Source organism: Subtercola boreus (assembly GCF_003399645.1).
In the GTDB taxonomy this organism is placed as follows: Bacteria; Actinomycetota; Actinomycetes; order Actinomycetales; family Microbacteriaceae; genus Subtercola; species Subtercola boreus_A.
In genome coordinates this window covers 79830-95171 of sequence record NZ_NBXD01000024.1, presented here as the reverse complement: position 1 = coordinate 95171, position 15342 = coordinate 79830, and the positions used below count along the sequence as shown (strand labels likewise).

Here is a 15342-nt window from a genome sequence, read left to right as displayed (position 1 = left end):
AGGCCCAGGTAGGTACCGGCGACCGGGCGGGCGATGAGAGTCATTAGTGTAGTCGCTATGGATTCAGGCTTGTTGGTGCTGCTCTCTGTGGCACTCGGCCTCGCTGTGGGCTCGGGCTTCGTCTTCGTTCTCTTCGCCGCCGCTCGGCGCGGAGACCACGCGGCGACGATCGTCGACCCCAGCGTTCCCGACGGCGTCGACCAGGTCATCGATGCCATCGATTCCGCCGGAGTGGTTCTCGATGCTTCGAACAACGTGGTGAAGGTGTCGCCGGCCGCGCTTGCGTTCGGTCTCGTCTGGAACCACGGTCTCGTGCATCCGCAGCTCGTCGCGATGGTCGACTCGGTGAGACGTACCGGTGAGCCCGTCTCCCGTGACCTCAGCCTCGCGCGCGGCCCCTTCGGCGACGCCACGATCCACCTCCAGGTACGGGTCGCCCGCCTCGGCAGCCGATACCTTCTGTTGCTGGCGGATGATCGCACGGAGGCCCATCGCCTCGAAGAGGTGCGGCGTGACTTCATCGCCAACATCAGCCACGAACTGAAGACGCCGATCGGAGCGATCTCGCTGCTCGCGGAGGCACTGGAACCGGCCGCCGACGACCCCGACCAGGTGCGTCGCTTCGCCCGGCGCATGGAGACCGAGGCGCAGCGGCTCGGCCGCATCACCCGCGAGATCATCGAGCTCTCCCGGCTGCAGGCGGCCGACGTGCTGACCGGCGCCGAGCTGCTCGACGTCGACTCCATCGTCGCCAGTGCGATCGACCAGAACCACGTGCAGCTCGACACCCACAACGTCACGATCGTGAGCGGCGGCGACGCCGGCACCCAGGTGTACGGTGACGAGGGCCTGCTCGTGCTCGCCCTGCACAACCTCATCGCCAACGCGGTGCAGTACTCGCAGCAGGGCACCCGGGTCGGAGTGGGCGTGCACCTGACCGAGGGTGTCGTCGAGATCGCCGTCACCGACCAGGGCATCGGCATTCCCGAAGACGACCTGGGTCGGGTGTTCGAACGGTTCTTCCGGGTCGACCAGGCTCGCTCACGCAACACGGGAGGCACGGGCCTCGGGCTCAGCATTGTGAAACATGTGATCGAGAACCATGGCGGCGACATCCGCGTCTGGTCGCAACCCGCACTCGGGTCGACCTTTACCATCCGGCTGCCGGCGGCGTCACATGCCGCGGTGGCCTCGTTAGGAGAACAACGGTGATCCAGATCCTCTTGGTCGAAGACGAGATCGCGCTCAGCGAGCCTCTCGCCTACCTGCTGCAGCGCGAGGGCTACGCGGTCACGGTCGCGGCCGACGGCCCGACCGCCATCGCCGAGTTCAACAAGGGCGGCGTCGAGCTGATGCTGCTCGACCTAATGATCCCGGGCATCCCGGGCACCGAGGTGTGCCGCGAGATCCGCACGCGCTCCCAGGTGCCGATCATCATGCTCACCGCCAAAGACAGCGAGATCGACATCGTGGTGGGACTCGAGCTCGGGGCCGACGACTATGTGACCAAGCCGTACTCCTCGCGCGAGCTGCTCGCGCGCATCCGGGCCGTCATGCGGCGCCGCAGCGAGACGAGCGACCTCGGCGAGCCGGTGCTCGAGGCCGGCCCGGTGCGAATGGATGTCGAGCGGCACACCGTGGCCGTGAACGGTCTCGACACCCCCATGCCGCTCAAGGAGTTCGAGCTGCTCGAGATGCTGCTGCGGAACGCTGGTCGCGTGCTCACGCGCGGGCAGCTGATCGACCGTGTCTGGGGATCGGACTACTTCGGCGACACGAAGACTCTCGACGTGCACATCAAGCGCATCCGGTCGAAAATCGAGCAGTCGCCCTCAGAACCCGTGCTGCTCGTGACGGTGCGGGGTCTCGGGTACCGTTTCGAGGCCTGACCCCCGGCCCGCATTCCGCGGCCCCGTTTTGCGAGGCCTACGGGGCGGTCGTCGCCGCCGGTGTCGCGGTCGGCACGGGCACCGCGGTCGCAGTGGGCACCGCGGTCGCAGTGGGTACGGGCGTCGCCGTGGCGGTCGGTGTCGGCGTCATGGTCGGTGCCAGTCCGTCGTACTGCTGCCAGTCGCTCGAGAGCACCGGAACCATCAGCTTCGTGCCGGTCACCGTTCCGTACTGGAAGAAGATCGGGAAGAGCGAGCCCTCGACGAGGTCGACGCCGTCGAGCACGAACTGCTGGTCGGTGTCGCCGCCGATGGTGAGCGTGCTGTGCGCGGAGACGAGGGCGACGGCCTCCTTGCTCGATCCCGAGGCCCCCTCGTACTGCATGACGACCTGGTGGTCTTCGTCGCCGGTGTTCACAAGCGAGACGATGAGGCTCGCGGAGGTTCTGTCATCGCTGATCAGCGTGGCGTTCCGCACGGAGATGTCGGGGGAGACGTTGCCGTCGACCCCTTCGGTGACCTGGCCGATGCTCGTCGTCGCCTGGGGTGTGATGAAGGCGCACCCGGTCGCGCTGACGCTGACGAGTGCGGCGACGAGAATGGATGCCGCGAACCGTGTTCTCACAAAACCCTCCAGAGGTGCCCGCTGCCCCGTGCTGTGAGGGGCGGTGCCGGGCGGTGAACCCTTGCGAGTTTAGCCTATCGACGACCGTCGCCCGGTTTGACGACGACCGGTGGCGAAAGGTTGCCCTGTGGTAAATTCATTGCTGTGGAAAGGAACCAACTCCATGCTTTTCGAGGTCGGCGAAACCGTGGTCTACCCGCATCACGGCGCTGCAACCATCACCGAAGTCACCACCCGCGTCATCAGGGGCGAAGAGCGCGTCTACCTGACGCTGCAGGTCAACCAGGGTGACCTCGTCATCAAGGTTCCCGCCCAGAACGTCGAACTCGTGGGTGTTCGCGACGTGATCGGCCACGAAGGGGTCGACCGGGTCTTCGAGGTTCTGCGTACGCCCTTCACCGAGGAGCCGACCAACTGGTCGCGCCGCTTCAAGGCCAACGGCGAGAAGCTCGCCTCGGGCGACGTGATCAAGGTGAGCGAGGTCGTTCGCGACCTCTGGCGTCGCGACCACGACAGAGGACTGTCGGCGGGGGAGAAGAGCATGCTCACCAAGGCTCGCCAGATCCTCGTCTCCGAACTCGCCCTCGCTGAGAAGACCGATGAGGTGAAGGCTTCGGCGCTGCTCGACGAGGCGCTCGCTTCCTGAGCGGGCGCCGCACCTAGGCTGGGTGCGTGAGCACACCTCCCCCCACCAGCACGGTCGCCGTGATCGTCGTCGCCGCCGGCAGCGGAACCCGTCTCGGCCACGGCCAGGCGAAGGCCTTCGTGTCGCTGGGTGGTCGCAGCATCCTCTCGCGCTCGCTCGATCCGGTCTTCGCCCTCCGAGAGCCCGCGCAGGTGGTCATCGTGGCGCCCGTCGAGCGACTGGCCGAAGCTGAACAGATCGGCCGGGATGCTGCCGGTGCAGCATCCGCTCACCTCACCGTCACAGCCGGCGGGGCCAGCCGGCAGGAATCCGTCGCCCGGGGCCTCGCTCTGCTCGAGAGCACGGTCAGTGTCGTTCTCGTGCACGACGCCGCGCGCGCACTCACTCCGCTCGCCCAATTCGAGGCGGTGATCGATTCGGTCAGAAATTCGGGTCGGGGCGCCATTCCCGGGCTCCCGGTGAGCGACACCATCAAGCGCACCGATCGCGCCGGGCTCGCGCTGGAGACGGTCGACCGCTCGGAGCTCTCTGCCGTGCAGACCCCTCAGGGCTTTCCGCGCACCCAGCTCGACGAGGCCTACGCCGCCGCGGGCACCGAATTCACCGACGATGCAGCGCTGGTCGCCTCGATCGGTCATGACGTGTCGATCATCCACGGCGACCCGCTCGCCTTCAAGATCACGACCCCATGGGACCTGCGGCGCGCGGAGCAGGTGCTGCAGCCCACGCCCGGTCTCGTGCTGCCCCGCACCGGGGTCGGCGTCGATTCGCACGCGTTCGCGTCGATTCTGTCAGGAGACTCGGTTCCGTCAGGACAGTCGGGGGACGGGGCCGGAACGCCGCTCTGGCTCGCCGGGCTGTTCTGGCCGGGTGAGACCGGGCTCTCCGGGCACAGCGACGGCGACGCAGTGGCTCACGCGATCTGCGACGCCCTGCTCTCGGCAGCGGGGCTCGGAGACATCGGCAGCACCTTCGGCACCTCCGATCCGCAGTTCTCGGGCGCCCACGGCGAGGTGTTCCTCACCGAAACGCTCCGGATGCTCGGGGCATCGGGTTTCCGTGTCGGCAACGTCGCCGTGCAGCTCATCGGCAACCGCCCGCGATTCGCTGCGCGGCGCACAGAGGCGGAGGCCGTGCTGACGGGCATCCTGGGCGCCCCGGTGAGCATTTCGGCGACGACGACCGACGGGCTCGGCTTCACCGGCCGCACCGAGGGAGTCGTCGCGATCGCGACCGCTCTCGTCTATGCCGTCTGAGGGGTACGCCGCGTAACGAGCCGGGGAGCCCTCCGGCCGACGCCCTAAACTGGGTCGGTGACTCTTCGCCTCTACGACTCCCGCCTCCGGGCGCTGGTGGACCTCGTGCCCCTCGTGCCCGGGCGGGTCGGCGTCTACGTCTGCGGGCCGACGGTGCAGTCCTCGCCCCACATCGGTCACCTCCGTTCGGCGCTCGCCTACGACCAGCTGCGCCGCTGGCTGAACTTCTCGGGGCTCGATGTGACGTTCGTACGCAACGTGACCGACATCGACGACAAGGTACTGGCCAATGCCGTGGAGTCGGGCGAGCAGTGGTGGGCGCTCGCGTACCGCACCGAGCTCGAGTTCACGGCCGCCTACAGTGCGATCGGCATCCTCGCCCCGACGTACGAACCCCGCGCGACAGCGAGCATCCCCGAGATGCTCGCGCTCATCGGGCGACTGGTGGATGCCGGTCACGCCTACGCGGCCGAAGACGGCTCCGGGGATGTCTACTTCGACACGGTCTCCTGGCCGTCGTACGGCGAACTGACCCACCAGAAGCTGGGCGACATGGCCTCGGCCGAAGACGCCGATCCGCGCGGCAAGCGCGACGTGCGCGACTTCGCCCTCTGGAAGGGGCACAAAGATGGCGAGCCGTCGACGGCGTCGTGGCAGAGCGCCTGGGGCACCGGCCGGCCGGGCTGGCACATCGAGTGCTCGGCGATGAGCACCCGGTACCTCGGGCCGCAGTTCGACATCCACGGCGGCGGGCTCGACCTGCGCTTTCCCCACCACGAGAACGAGCTGGCCCAGTCCCACGCGGCCGGTGACCCGTTCGCGAACCTCTGGTTGCACAACGGGCTCGTGTCGGTGACGGGGCAGAAGATGTCGAAGTCGCTCGGCAACTCGGTCTACGCGGCCGATCTGCTGGCATCCGCCCGCCCGCTCGTGGTGCGGTACTTCCTCGGGGCGGCGCACTACCGCTCGACCCTCGAATTCCAGAATGGTTCGCTCGCCGAAGCCGAGGCGGCGCTCGGCCGCATCGAGGGCTTCCTCGAGCGCGCCACCCGCCGGCTGGAGGGGACCCGGTTCGCCGGGGCGACGGTGGAGACCGTTCCCGACACCTTCCGCACCGCCATGAACGACGACCTCAGCGTGCCGCAGGCCCTCGGCGTGCTGCACGAGGCCGTGCGCGACGGCAACACCGCTCTCGACGCCGAAGACTTCGCCGAGGCGGCCCGCCTGCTCGGCCAGGTCTTCGCCATGACCAGTGTTCTCGGCATCAACCCGATCGACCCCCAGTGGTCGACGGGCGAGCAGAGCTCGACGGGCACGGCCCTCAAAGCCCTGGTGGAGCGGCTGCTCGAAGACCGACAGACTGCACGAAAAGCCCGGGACTTCGCCACCGCCGATCGCATCCGCGACGAATTGGGGCAGGCCGGCATCACGATAGAAGACACCTCCACGGGTGCACATTGGAGTTTTGATGGCTAACACAGGTAAGAAGCCCGGTCGCCCCGGCGCGGTTCGGCGTACCAGCAGAGGCCCGGCCGTCGGCTCGGGCGGGCAGGGTCGCCAGGCGCTCGAGGGTAAGAAGCCCACGCCCAAGGCCGAAGACCGCCCGTACCACCCCGCGGGAAAGGCCAAAGCCGCCAAGGAGCGGTATGCCGCAGCGGGCGGCAAGGGCAAGCCCGGCACTCCGGTGCAGCGTTCGAACGAGCCGAAGATCGCGGGGCGCGGCGGTCCGGCCGCGCGTTCCGGTTCGGCCCGCGGTGCGGTCTCCGGCGCGAGCCGCGGTGGCCCCCAGGAGCCGGCGCGCCCGCAGCGCCGTCCGCTCAGCCGCGGTGAAGACAGCGAGATCGTGACCGGTCGCAACTCGGTGGTCGAGGCCCTTCGCGCCAGGATCCCCGCGACGACGCTCTACATCGCGACGCGCATCGAGTACGACGAGCGCGTGAAGGAGCTGCTGCAGCTCGCCACCTCGCGCCAGATTCCGATCCTCGAGGTCATGCGGCCGGAGCTCGATCGCCTCGCCGGCTTCGACTCCGTGCACCAGGGTGTGGCGCTGAAGGTACCGCCGTACGAGTATGCGCACCCCGTCGACCTCTACGACGAGATCCTTGCGCGCCGCGAGGTGCCCCTGCTGGTGGCGCTCGACGGCATCACCGATCCGCGCAACCTCGGGGCGATCATCCGGTCGACCGCAGCGTTCGGCGGGCAGGGTGTCATCGTTCCCGCCCGGCGTTCGGTCAGCCTGACCGCCTCGGCGTGGAAGACGTCGGCCGGCGCGGCCGCCCGCACCCCCGTCGCGATGGCCCCGAACCTGACGCAGTCGCTCAAGGCGCTGAAGGCCAAGGGCGCGTTCGTGATCGGCCTCGACGGCGGTGGAGACATGGCTCTGCCCGACCTCGATCTCGCGATGGGCCCCATCGTCATCGTGATCGGCAGCGAGGGCAAGGGCCTCTCGCGTCTCGTCACCGAGACCTGCGACGCGATCGTCTCCATTCCGATCAGTTCGGCGACTGAGTCCCTGAACGCCGGCATCGCCGCATCCGTCACCCTCTACGAGATCTCGCGCCTCAGAGCGGCTGCGGCCCTGACGAAGTAGGTCAGACGGTCAGGCGCCAGTCCGCTTCGGGTTCTGAGGCGGCATCCGGCGCGACCTCGGTCTCGGCGCCGGGGCCGTCTGCACCTTCGGCATCGAGGTCGGCGACCGCGCCGGCGCGCACGGAGATCGGCATCGTGATCATGCCGGTGGGCGGGCCGACCACCGTCGCCTCGTCACGGCGGTTGCGGAGGATGTCGTTGATGTAGGAGTTCAGTGCCTCGGCGAGCGGCACGTCGCGGCTCTCCCGCTGGCTCATGAACCAGCGGTGCTCGAGCAGCTGGTGGAACACCTCGGCCGGCTCGAGCTTGCCCTTCAGGTCGCGGGGGATGGCCCGCACGACGGGCTCGAAGACGCGCGCGAGCCACTCGTGGGCCAGCATCTCTTCGTCGTAGTCCCGGCGGCCGAACTTCAGCGTGTACGAGTCGAGGTCGTTCAGCAGGCGGCGGGCCTGGTTCTCGCCGGCGTCGAGCCCGGTGAGGCGGAGCAGACGGCGCTGGTGGTGCCCTGCATCCACCACCTTCGGCTGGATGCGCACGGTGTCGCCGCCCGCGTCGGTCTTGATCGCGAGCTCCTCGATGTCGAAACCGAGATCGTTGAGCCGGTCGACGCGCTCATTGATGCGCCAGCGCTCGGACGAGGAGAACGACTCGCTGCCGGTCAGCTCCTTCCAGAGCGAACGGTAGGCGGCCACGATGCCGTCGCTGATGCGGATGGGGTCGAGCTCGTCGGCGACCTTGCCGCCGGCCTCGAGGTCCATCAGTTCGCCGGCGATGTTGACGCGCGCGATCTCGAGGTCGTTCTCGCGCTGTCCGTTCGACAGCCCGCCGTCGTAGAGCTGGCCGGTCTCGGCATCGACCAGGTAGGCGGCGAACGCCCCGGCATCGCGTCGGAAGAGTGTGTTCGACAGCGAGACGTCGCCCCAGAAGAAGCCGATGATGTGCAGCCGCACGAGCAGCACGGCCAGGGCGTCGACCAACCGGGTCGCCGTGTCGGGTCGGAGGGTCTGGGAGAACAGCGCGCGGTAGGGCAGCGAGAACTTCAGGTGCCGGGTGACGAGCACCGAGTTCAGCTCCGAGCCGGTGACATCGGAGCGGTTGGTGATCACGGCGAGCGGGTCGACGCAGGGAATCTCGAGGCCCTGGAGGCTCCTCAGCATGCCGTACTCGCGCTTCGCCATTTCGTCGGTCGTCTCCTTGATGGCGATGACGTGGCCGCTGAGGTGCGCGAACCGCACCAGATGCCGGGAGATTCCCTTGGGCAGCAGAGCGATGTTCGCCTCGGGCCACTCGTCGAGCGGCAACTGCCAGGGCAGGTCGAGCAGGGCAGGGTCGACGGTGGCCGACGTGATGTTCAGTGAGCCGCTCACAGGATGCTCCTCAGTGCTGTTGCCGACGGTGTTAAACAGGTTCGGGCCTGCCGAGACGATGCGGCAGGCCCGAACACTGACGGGTGGTTAGGCGTTGACGACCGGCTTGTTGCCGACGCGCTGGCCGCTCTCGACGTCGAAGAGGTGCAGGTGGCCGGGCTTGGCGGTCAGGTAGACCTTCTCGCCGGCGTTCGGGTGAACGCGACCGTCGACGCGGGTCACGAGGTCGGTGCGCTTGCTGTTGACGTCGGCGTGACCGTAGAGGTAACCGTCGGCACCCAGCTCCTCGATGAGGTCGACGTCGACCGGAAGGCCCTCGCCGAAGTTCGAGGCGACCACGATGTCTTCGGGGCGCACGCCGATGGTGACGGTGCGGCCGTTGATCGAGCCGAGCAGGTCGCGCTCGACCGGGATGACCGAGGTGCCGAACTGCACTCCGCCGTCGACCACGTCGGCCACGAAGAGGTTCATCGCGGGGCTGCCGATGAACCCGGCGACGAACACGTTCTCGGGCTTCTCGTACAGGTCGCGAGGGGTGCCGACCTGCTGCAGCAGACCGTCTTTCAGCACGGCGATGCGGTCGCCCATGGTGAGGGCCTCGGTCTGGTCGTGCGTGACGTAGACGGTGGTGACCCCGAGGCGACGCACGAGCGACGCGATCTGGGTGCGCGTCTGCACCCGCAGCTTGGCGTCGAGGTTCGACAGCGGCTCATCCATGAGGAAGACCTGGGGCTGGCGAACGATCGCCCGGCCCATCGCGACGCGCTGGCGCTGGCCACCCGAGAGGGCCTTCGGCTTCCGGCCGAGGTAGGGCTCGAGGTCGAGCAGCTTCGCCGCCTCGAGAACGCGCGATGCACGCTCGTCTTTGTTGACGCCGGCGATCTTCAGCGCGAAGCCCATGTTCTCGGCGACGGTCATGTGCGGGTAGAGCGCATAGTTCTGGAAGACCATCGCGATGTCGCGGTCTTTCGGGGGCACGTCGGTGACGTTGCGCTCACCGATGAAGATGTTGCCCGAGTTGACCTCTTCGAGGCCGGCGAGCATGCGCAGGGAGGTCGACTTGCCGCAGCCCGACGGGCCGACGAGAACGAGGAACTCGCCATCGGCGGTCTCGAGGTTCAGCTGGTCGACAGCGGGGCGCGTCGAGCCCGGGTACAACCGGCTGGCATGATCGAATGTTACAGACGCCATGATTTCTTCTCTTCCTTCACCGGCAGGTACGTGCCGGACGATCCGTTGTGATGGATGCGGACCAACGCCATCGAAGATCCGTCATCCATTATGACACGCCCGTCGTTTACCGCATTCCCAGTCAGGGTCATTACTATCTATGGATGCCCGCCGCTACCCCCGGCATGAGGCCCACATTCCCTGTATGACCCGCATCGACACCCCCGAGCTCCGGAGCACTACGTATGACCAACGGCCGACCCGACGACAGCCGCCAGAACAAGAACGAACGGCGTGAGGCCGCGCGTGAGAAGGCGAAGCAGCTGCGCGAGCAGCAGCGCAAGAAAGACATTCGCAACCGCGCCATCCTGTTCAGCGGGTTGGGCGTCGTGGTGATCGCCATCGTGGTGTGTGTCGTGCTGATCGTCGCCAGCTCGGTGAAGACCGCCGGCCCCGGCCCCCTCAACATGGCCAGCGATGGCATCAAGATCAGCCAGGGCAGTGTTGCCGAGACGACCCCCGCGCTGTCTGCGGGCCAGCAGCCGACCCCGAGCGCGACGAACGCCGCCGGCGTTCTCGACATCCGGGTCTACATCGACTACCTGTGCCCCTACTGCGGCCAGTTCGAGGCGACCAACCTCGACCAGATCGGCAAGTGGATCGAAAGCGGAGCGGCCACCTACGAGGTGCACCCGCTCTCGCTGCTGGACCGTTCGTCGCTCGGCACCAAGTACTCCACCCGCGCGGCGAACGCCGCGGCCTGCGTCTCGAACTACTCGCCGAACAACTTCTACGACTTCAGTGCGCTGCTGTTCTCCAACCAGCCGGCCGAGGGCTCGAGCGGGCTGGATGACGCCAAGCTCCAGGAACTGGCCGGCCAGGCCGGCGTGGGCTCGGCCGATCAGATCAACAGTTGCATCACGAACCAGGACTTCAAGGGCTGGGTCGCCGACTCCACCTCCCGCGCGACCACCGAGCCCCTGCCGGGTTCCACGGTCGCGAAGGTGACCGGGACACCCACCGTGCTGGTCGACGGCCAGCAGTACCAGGGCTCGCTCACCGACGCCAACGCGTTTGCGAACTTCGTGCTGCAGGTCTCGGGCCAGACGTCGACCGCGACGCCCACGCCGACCCCCGCCGCGGGCTAGAACCCGGGGCTCGAACGCCGGGCCGAAGCATGGCTACAATGGGGTGTTCCATCTGCCGGCGTGGCGCAATTGGTAGCGCACCGCTCTTGTAAAGCGGGGGTTGCGGGTTCAAGTCCCGCCGCCGGCCCCGATCCTCCTCTTCTTTCCGGCCCCACCCCCTCCATCCCCATCAGACGGAACACCCATGGACAAGGGCGAGACAGCGTCGGGCGAGGTCCCCCTCGGCAGGCACGTTCTCGACGCTTCCCTGCTGCCGATCCTGAGCATCGCCGAGTCGGCCCTCGAGCACAACATCCGCACGATGGCCGAGTTCTCCCGGCGCCACGGCCTCCTGCTCGCGCCCCACATGAAGACGCACATGGCGCCTGCGCTCGCCGCGCGCCAGCTCGACGCCGGCGCCTGGGGTGTCACCGTCGCCTCCGTGCAGCAGGCGATCGTCGCGTGGGAGGCGGGCATCCGTCGCCTGGTCATCGCGAACGAAGTGCTCGACCCGGCAGGGCTCGCCTGGATCGCCGAGCGCTCGCTCGGCAGCCGGCAGGCCGACACCGATGTGCTGGTCTACGTCGACAGCGCGGCCGGAGTCGCGGCCATGGCCCGGGCGCTCGAGGCGCGACCGGGCGGCACGATCCACACCCTCGTCGAGCTCGGCTGGGCGGGTGGCCGCACCGGTGTGCGGAGCCGTGGCGACGCGCTCGACCTGGCTGCAGCCCTCCACGCGGTCCCCGGCCTCACCCTGCGCGGAACCGCCGGCTACGAGGGTGGATTCACCTCCGTCGCCGCCGTGCGTTCGTACCTCGCCGATGCGCTCGACACGCACAACGACCTGCTCGACCAAGGCCTCCTGCCCGCCGAGTCGATCGTCTCGATGGGCGGCAGCGCCTTCTTCGACGTCGTCGCCGAAGAACTCGGTCGCCGGCGCCCCGGTACGACCGCGCTGCTCAGGTCGGGCGCCTACCTCACTCACGACGACGGGGTGTACGCCGGAAAGACACCGTTCGGCCGCATCCCGGGGGAGGGGCGGCTTGTCGCCGCGCTCGACGTCTGGGCGCGGGTGGTCTCGACGCCCGAACCCGGCCTCGCGGTCGTCGCGATGGGCAAACGCGACGCGCCCTTCGATGAGGGCCTGCCCCGCGCGAAGGGCTTCGTGAGCGGGGGGAGCGAGCATCCGGTGACCGGCGCCGATCTCGACCTGTTCCGCATGGACGACCAGCACGGCTACCTTCGCGTCGCCGATGCCTTCGTGATCACCCCGGGCGACGTGGTGCGATTCGGCATCTCGCACCCGTGCACGGCCTTCGACCGCTGGCGCCTCGTGCTGCTGGTTGACGACGGCGCGATCGTGCGGGGCGCCGTGCGCACGCACTTCTGAGCGGGGCACACCGGTCGCCAGAGGCCGCGGTCACCGGGTCGCCGTGGCCAGGAATTCGAGCGTGGACTGAAGGGCACCCTGGGCGGCGGATGACGTCAGCCTGAACTGGTACTCGTGCCCGAGCGCCGGCTGCTGGTCGTCCGGGTAGAACTCGGTGTGCACGGCGACGCCGAGTGAGTGCAGCCTGGCGGCGAACGGCTTCGACTGCCCCTCGGTGAGCGGGTCGCCGTTGCCGCCCGAGATCCAGGTGCGCGGGAAGGCCGCCGTCGCATACGTCAGACTCGACATCTGGCCGGCGCCCGCCGTTCCTGCCCAGTCCTTCTGGCCGAGGTAACTCCAGAGCGCGACCCGAAAGCCGTACCCCGCGAGACCGGGCGCATCGGGGATGCCGCTCACGTCGTAGATTCCGCAATCCAGGATGACCGCCCGCAGCTGCCCGGGCGAGAGACCGGGTTGCAGCTTCAGCGTCGTCGCGACAACCTGGTTCGTCGCGAGGTTCGCCAGCTGGCTGGCGTACTGCGCTCCGGCGGAGTCACCGGCCAGAACGATCCGCCCCGGGTCGATGTTGTACTCGGGAGCATGCGCGACCAGGAAGGCGAGCGCCGAGTTCAGCTGTGTCAGCGCGACGGGGTACACGGCCTCGGGCGAGACGGTGTAGTTGAGGCTGACCGTGGTGTACCCGTGCGACGCGATGATCTTCACGTACGGGTCGACGTTGGCCTTGTCTCCCGACACCCAGGCGCCACCGTGGATCCAGATCACCGTCGGCAACGCACCCGACGTACCCGCGGGGGTGAACAGGTCGAACGTGGTGTCTGCCCCCTCCGTGCCGTACGGGAGATCGAGACGCTCGTCGACCCCATGGGGAACGAACGGCTCCATCTCGGCGACGGTGTCGTGGGCGCTCCTCTCGAACAGCGCGCGGATGAGCAGTGCCGCCGGCCACGGGCTCACCACCCAGGCGATGGCCACGACGACCCCGAGTGCGAGCGCCACTGCGGGGAGCACGACGCGCCGACGGCGCCGGCTGTGCTTCACGATCCGCCCCTCACGGCCGCCGCTTCCCGAGCCCGCCCGAGCGTCACGACGCCTCGGGAGCATCCTTCGCCAGGAGCCCCGACGAGGCGAGCACCCGGCCCACCTCGATCTCGATCACGACGCGGAGCGGGTTGACCCGGGGCTGCCGGTAGCGCCCCGCGTAGAGTTCCACCGCGTGAGCGATCGCCGCCGGGTCGCGGTTGATCGTCGCCACACCCTGGAAGCTGATCCAGCGCACCCCGTCGACCTGGGCCACGGATGCCTGCAGACCGCGCTCGACGTTCCGCACCTTCTGCGTGCCGTCGCCGGTGATGACGCGCACGACGCCGTCTTCGAGCGTGAAGCCGACGGGCACCGAGTGCAGCAGGCCGGTCGGCCCGAGGGTACTGAGGATGGCGAGGTGCCGGTCGCGGGTGAATTCGAGGGCGGCGGGGGTCAGCCCGAGCGAGGGATGCATCTGTCCATCCTGTTGGGTCGGGCGCGGCCGGGCAACCCGGAGGCGATCCGTGCGCCCTGTGTGGAGTGTGCGTTAGCGTAACGGGGGTGCGATGGTCTGCAGACGAGGTGGATGGTTCAGACGCTGATCCGTCCTCTCCGGGGCTACCCCGGGGCACGCAGATCGATTCCGGCACGACGTCGCAGGCGCCTCTCCGCACTCCGAGCGGCCGAGCGCCCGCGCTTCAGCACAGGTCGTCTGCGGGCCATCGCACCCCGCCCCCTCCCACCCCGGCCACTCCCGCCTCCGCTGTCCTCGCCCGCCGACCGCAGCCGAGCGCCGAGGCGGTCGCGTCGGCCCTGGCCCTCGTACTGCTTGCGCCGCCCGCCGCGCCGGACTGGACGCCCACCGGTATGCTCAGCGCCCTGCAGGGCGTCTTCGGCGCGCGTCACCGCTGGCTGCCCGCCCTCGTGCGGGAGGTGCGCTCGGTGTACCGCACGCCGCCACAGGATGCTCCGCGGGAGTTGGCGGCGATCATCCGTCACTCCCAGCCCTTCCTCGACGCGGTCGGCCGTGCCGAGGCTCGCGGTCGTCCGCTCGCGGTGCTGCGCTACCCGATCACCGCGGAGGCGCCCGCCCAGCCGCCGGTCGCCCCCGGCCCGACCCCCGCCACCCCCGGCCCGATCCCTGCCACACCCGCCGCCCTCGCGGCCCTCCTCGGGGTCACCCCCGGCGAACTCGACTGGCTCGCCGACGTGCGCGCCTACAACCGCCGCGCCCGGCCCGGCGCCCTGCACCTCTACCGCTACGAGTGGCGCCTGCGCCCCGGCCGCTGCCCGCGTCTGCTCGAGGTGCCCACCGAGCGGATGCGCCGCGTGCAGCGAACCCTGCTCCACGAGGTTCTGGCGCTGCTGCCGGTGCATCACGCAGCCCACGGCTTCGTGACCGGCCGGAGCGCACTGACCGGGGCCCGCGTGCACAGCGGCAGTGCCGTGGTGATCTCGCTCGACCTGACGACCTTCTTCGCCCGCGTCACCGCTGCCGGCGTCTACGGGTCCCTCCGACGGGCCGGGTTCTCGGAGGCGGTCGCCACGACCATCACCGGCCTCACGACCAACCGCGTGCCACCGCGGGTGATCTCAGCCATGCCGCCGGGCGGCGGACCCGACGAGCGTTTCGCCCTGCGCCAGGCTCTGGCGACGGCCCACCTGCCGCAGGGAGCGCCGACCTCGCCGGCGCTCGCCAACGGTGCCATCCGCCGTCTCGATGCCCGTCTCGAGGGGTATGCGGCTGCTGTGGGTGCCCGGTACACCCGGTATGCAGACGACCTCGTCTTCAGCGGACCGGTCGCCCTGCAGCGCCGTGCCGAGGCCTTCGTCCGGGGTGTGACACGGCTTGTCGACGATGAGGGTCACGAGGTGAACCCGCGCAAGAGCCGCGTCAGCCCGGCCAGTACCAGCCAGCGGGTCACCGGCATCGTGGTCAACACCGGATCGAGCCTGCCCCGGGAGGAATTCGACCGGTTGAAGGCTCTGTTGCACAACTGCGCGACGCTCGGGCCCGCCTCGCAGAACCGTGCAGGGGTCCCCGATTTTCGGGCTCATCTCCTCGGTCGCATCTCCTATTCGAGCTCTGTCAACCCCTTGAAAACACGCCGTCTGATCCGGGAATTCAACAGCATCGACTGGGGGGTGCCCCGAGAGTGAGAATCTGCTGAGCATCCCAGATTCTGGGAGCCTCCGCACCCACGGCAACGCCCGTACTGCGTAACGTCAGGAGCGGTTGCCCCGGAACACGGTCACCAGTTCA

Annotated in this window: 14 protein-coding genes and 1 tRNA gene; 10 read left to right on the top strand and 5 right to left on the bottom strand. The window is 68.9% G+C overall.

Features of this window, described 5'->3' with window-relative positions; translation table 11 throughout:
* Positions 1 to 57: 57 nt before the first annotated feature.
* Complete coding sequence (locus B7R24_RS11865) at positions 58 to 1212, top strand: sensor histidine kinase (protein WP_116419188.1); 1155 nt, start codon at positions 58 to 60, stop codon at positions 1210 to 1212.
* Positions 1209 to 1889: a response regulator transcription factor gene (locus B7R24_RS11860; RefSeq protein ID WP_116419187.1), complete on the top strand. Its 681-nt coding sequence runs from the start codon at positions 1209 to 1211 to the stop codon at positions 1887 to 1889. The genes B7R24_RS11865 and B7R24_RS11860 overlap by 4 nt, the downstream gene beginning before the upstream one ends.
* A 37-nt stretch (positions 1890 to 1926) precedes the next feature.
* On the opposite strand, the gene B7R24_RS11855 is transcribed toward B7R24_RS11860, so the two are convergent.
* Positions 1927 to 2514 carry a hypothetical protein gene (locus B7R24_RS11855; protein WP_116419186.1) on the bottom strand — a complete coding sequence of 196 codons (588 nt, stop codon included), beginning with the start codon at positions 2512 to 2514 and terminating at the stop codon, positions 1927 to 1929.
* 163 nt (positions 2515 to 2677) lie between these two features.
* Between B7R24_RS11855 and B7R24_RS11850 the strand changes: the two genes are divergently transcribed.
* The 4 genes from B7R24_RS11850 to rlmB are packed head-to-tail and all read left to right on the top strand — an operon-like array spanning position 2678 to position 7006.
* Positions 2678 to 3160: a CarD family transcriptional regulator gene (locus tag B7R24_RS11850; RefSeq protein ID WP_116419185.1), complete on the top strand. Its 483-nt coding sequence runs from the start codon at positions 2678 to 2680 to the stop codon at positions 3158 to 3160.
* Positions 3161 to 3186: 26 nt separating this feature from the next.
* Entirely contained in the window at positions 3187 to 4416 is a 1230-nt protein-coding gene (gene ispD, locus B7R24_RS11845; RefSeq protein ID WP_116419184.1) for a 2-C-methyl-D-erythritol 4-phosphate cytidylyltransferase, read from the top strand.
* 57 nt (positions 4417 to 4473) lie between these two features.
* Positions 4474 to 5892, top strand: coding sequence for a cysteine--tRNA ligase (gene cysS, locus B7R24_RS11840; protein ID WP_116419183.1), 1419 nt, complete (start codon positions 4474 to 4476; stop codon positions 5890 to 5892).
* The gene (gene rlmB, locus B7R24_RS11835; RefSeq protein WP_116419182.1) at positions 5885 to 7006 is read left to right on the top strand and encodes a 23S rRNA (guanosine(2251)-2'-O)-methyltransferase RlmB; all 1122 of its coding nucleotides are present in this window, start codon (positions 5885 to 5887) and stop codon (positions 7004 to 7006) included. The genes cysS and rlmB overlap by 8 nt, the downstream gene beginning before the upstream one ends.
* 1 nt (position 7007) lies before the next feature.
* Here rlmB and B7R24_RS11830 read toward each other — a convergent pair whose 3' ends face one another.
* Together B7R24_RS11830 and B7R24_RS11825 are read right to left on the bottom strand one after the other, a co-directional pair.
* A complete protein-coding gene (locus tag B7R24_RS11830; protein ID WP_116419181.1) occupies positions 7008 to 8372 on the bottom strand; it encodes a DUF4032 domain-containing protein in 1365 nt (454 codons plus the stop codon).
* Between the two features lie 87 nt (positions 8373 to 8459).
* Complete coding sequence (locus B7R24_RS11825; RefSeq protein WP_116419180.1) at positions 8460 to 9563, bottom strand: ABC transporter ATP-binding protein; 1104 nt, start codon at positions 9561 to 9563, stop codon at positions 8460 to 8462.
* Between the two features lie 224 nt (positions 9564 to 9787).
* Here B7R24_RS11825 and B7R24_RS11820 point away from each other — a divergent pair, with 224 nt between their 5' ends.
* From B7R24_RS11820 to B7R24_RS11810, 3 genes are all read left to right on the top strand, one after another.
* Positions 9788 to 10690 carry a DsbA family protein gene (locus B7R24_RS11820; protein ID WP_116419179.1) on the top strand — a complete coding sequence of 301 codons (903 nt, stop codon included), beginning with the start codon at positions 9788 to 9790 and terminating at the stop codon, positions 10688 to 10690.
* Positions 10691 to 10744: 54 nt separating this feature from the next.
* Positions 10745 to 10817, top strand: a tRNA-Thr gene (locus B7R24_RS11815).
* A gap of 57 nt (positions 10818 to 10874) precedes the next feature.
* Complete coding sequence (locus B7R24_RS11810) at positions 10875 to 12059, top strand: alanine racemase (RefSeq protein WP_116419178.1); 1185 nt, start codon at positions 10875 to 10877, stop codon at positions 12057 to 12059.
* Between the two features lie 30 nt (positions 12060 to 12089).
* Here the strand turns inward: B7R24_RS11810 and B7R24_RS11805 are convergent, their stop codons facing one another.
* Positions 12090 to 13097 (bottom strand): alpha/beta hydrolase, encoded by a 1008-nt coding sequence (locus B7R24_RS11805; protein WP_253259440.1) that lies wholly within the window; start codon positions 13095 to 13097, stop codon positions 12090 to 12092.
* Positions 13098 to 13140: 43 nt separating this feature from the next.
* The gene (locus B7R24_RS11800) at positions 13141 to 13554 is read right to left on the bottom strand and encodes a PPOX class F420-dependent oxidoreductase (protein WP_116419176.1); all 414 of its coding nucleotides are present in this window, start codon (positions 13552 to 13554) and stop codon (positions 13141 to 13143) included.
* An 86-nt stretch (positions 13555 to 13640) separates the two neighbouring features.
* Here B7R24_RS11800 and B7R24_RS11795 point away from each other — a divergent pair, with 86 nt between their 5' ends.
* The gene (locus B7R24_RS11795) at positions 13641 to 15239 is read left to right on the top strand and encodes a reverse transcriptase family protein (protein WP_147304029.1); all 1599 of its coding nucleotides are present in this window, start codon (positions 13641 to 13643) and stop codon (positions 15237 to 15239) included.
* The last annotated feature ends 103 nt before the right edge of the window (positions 15240 to 15342 follow it).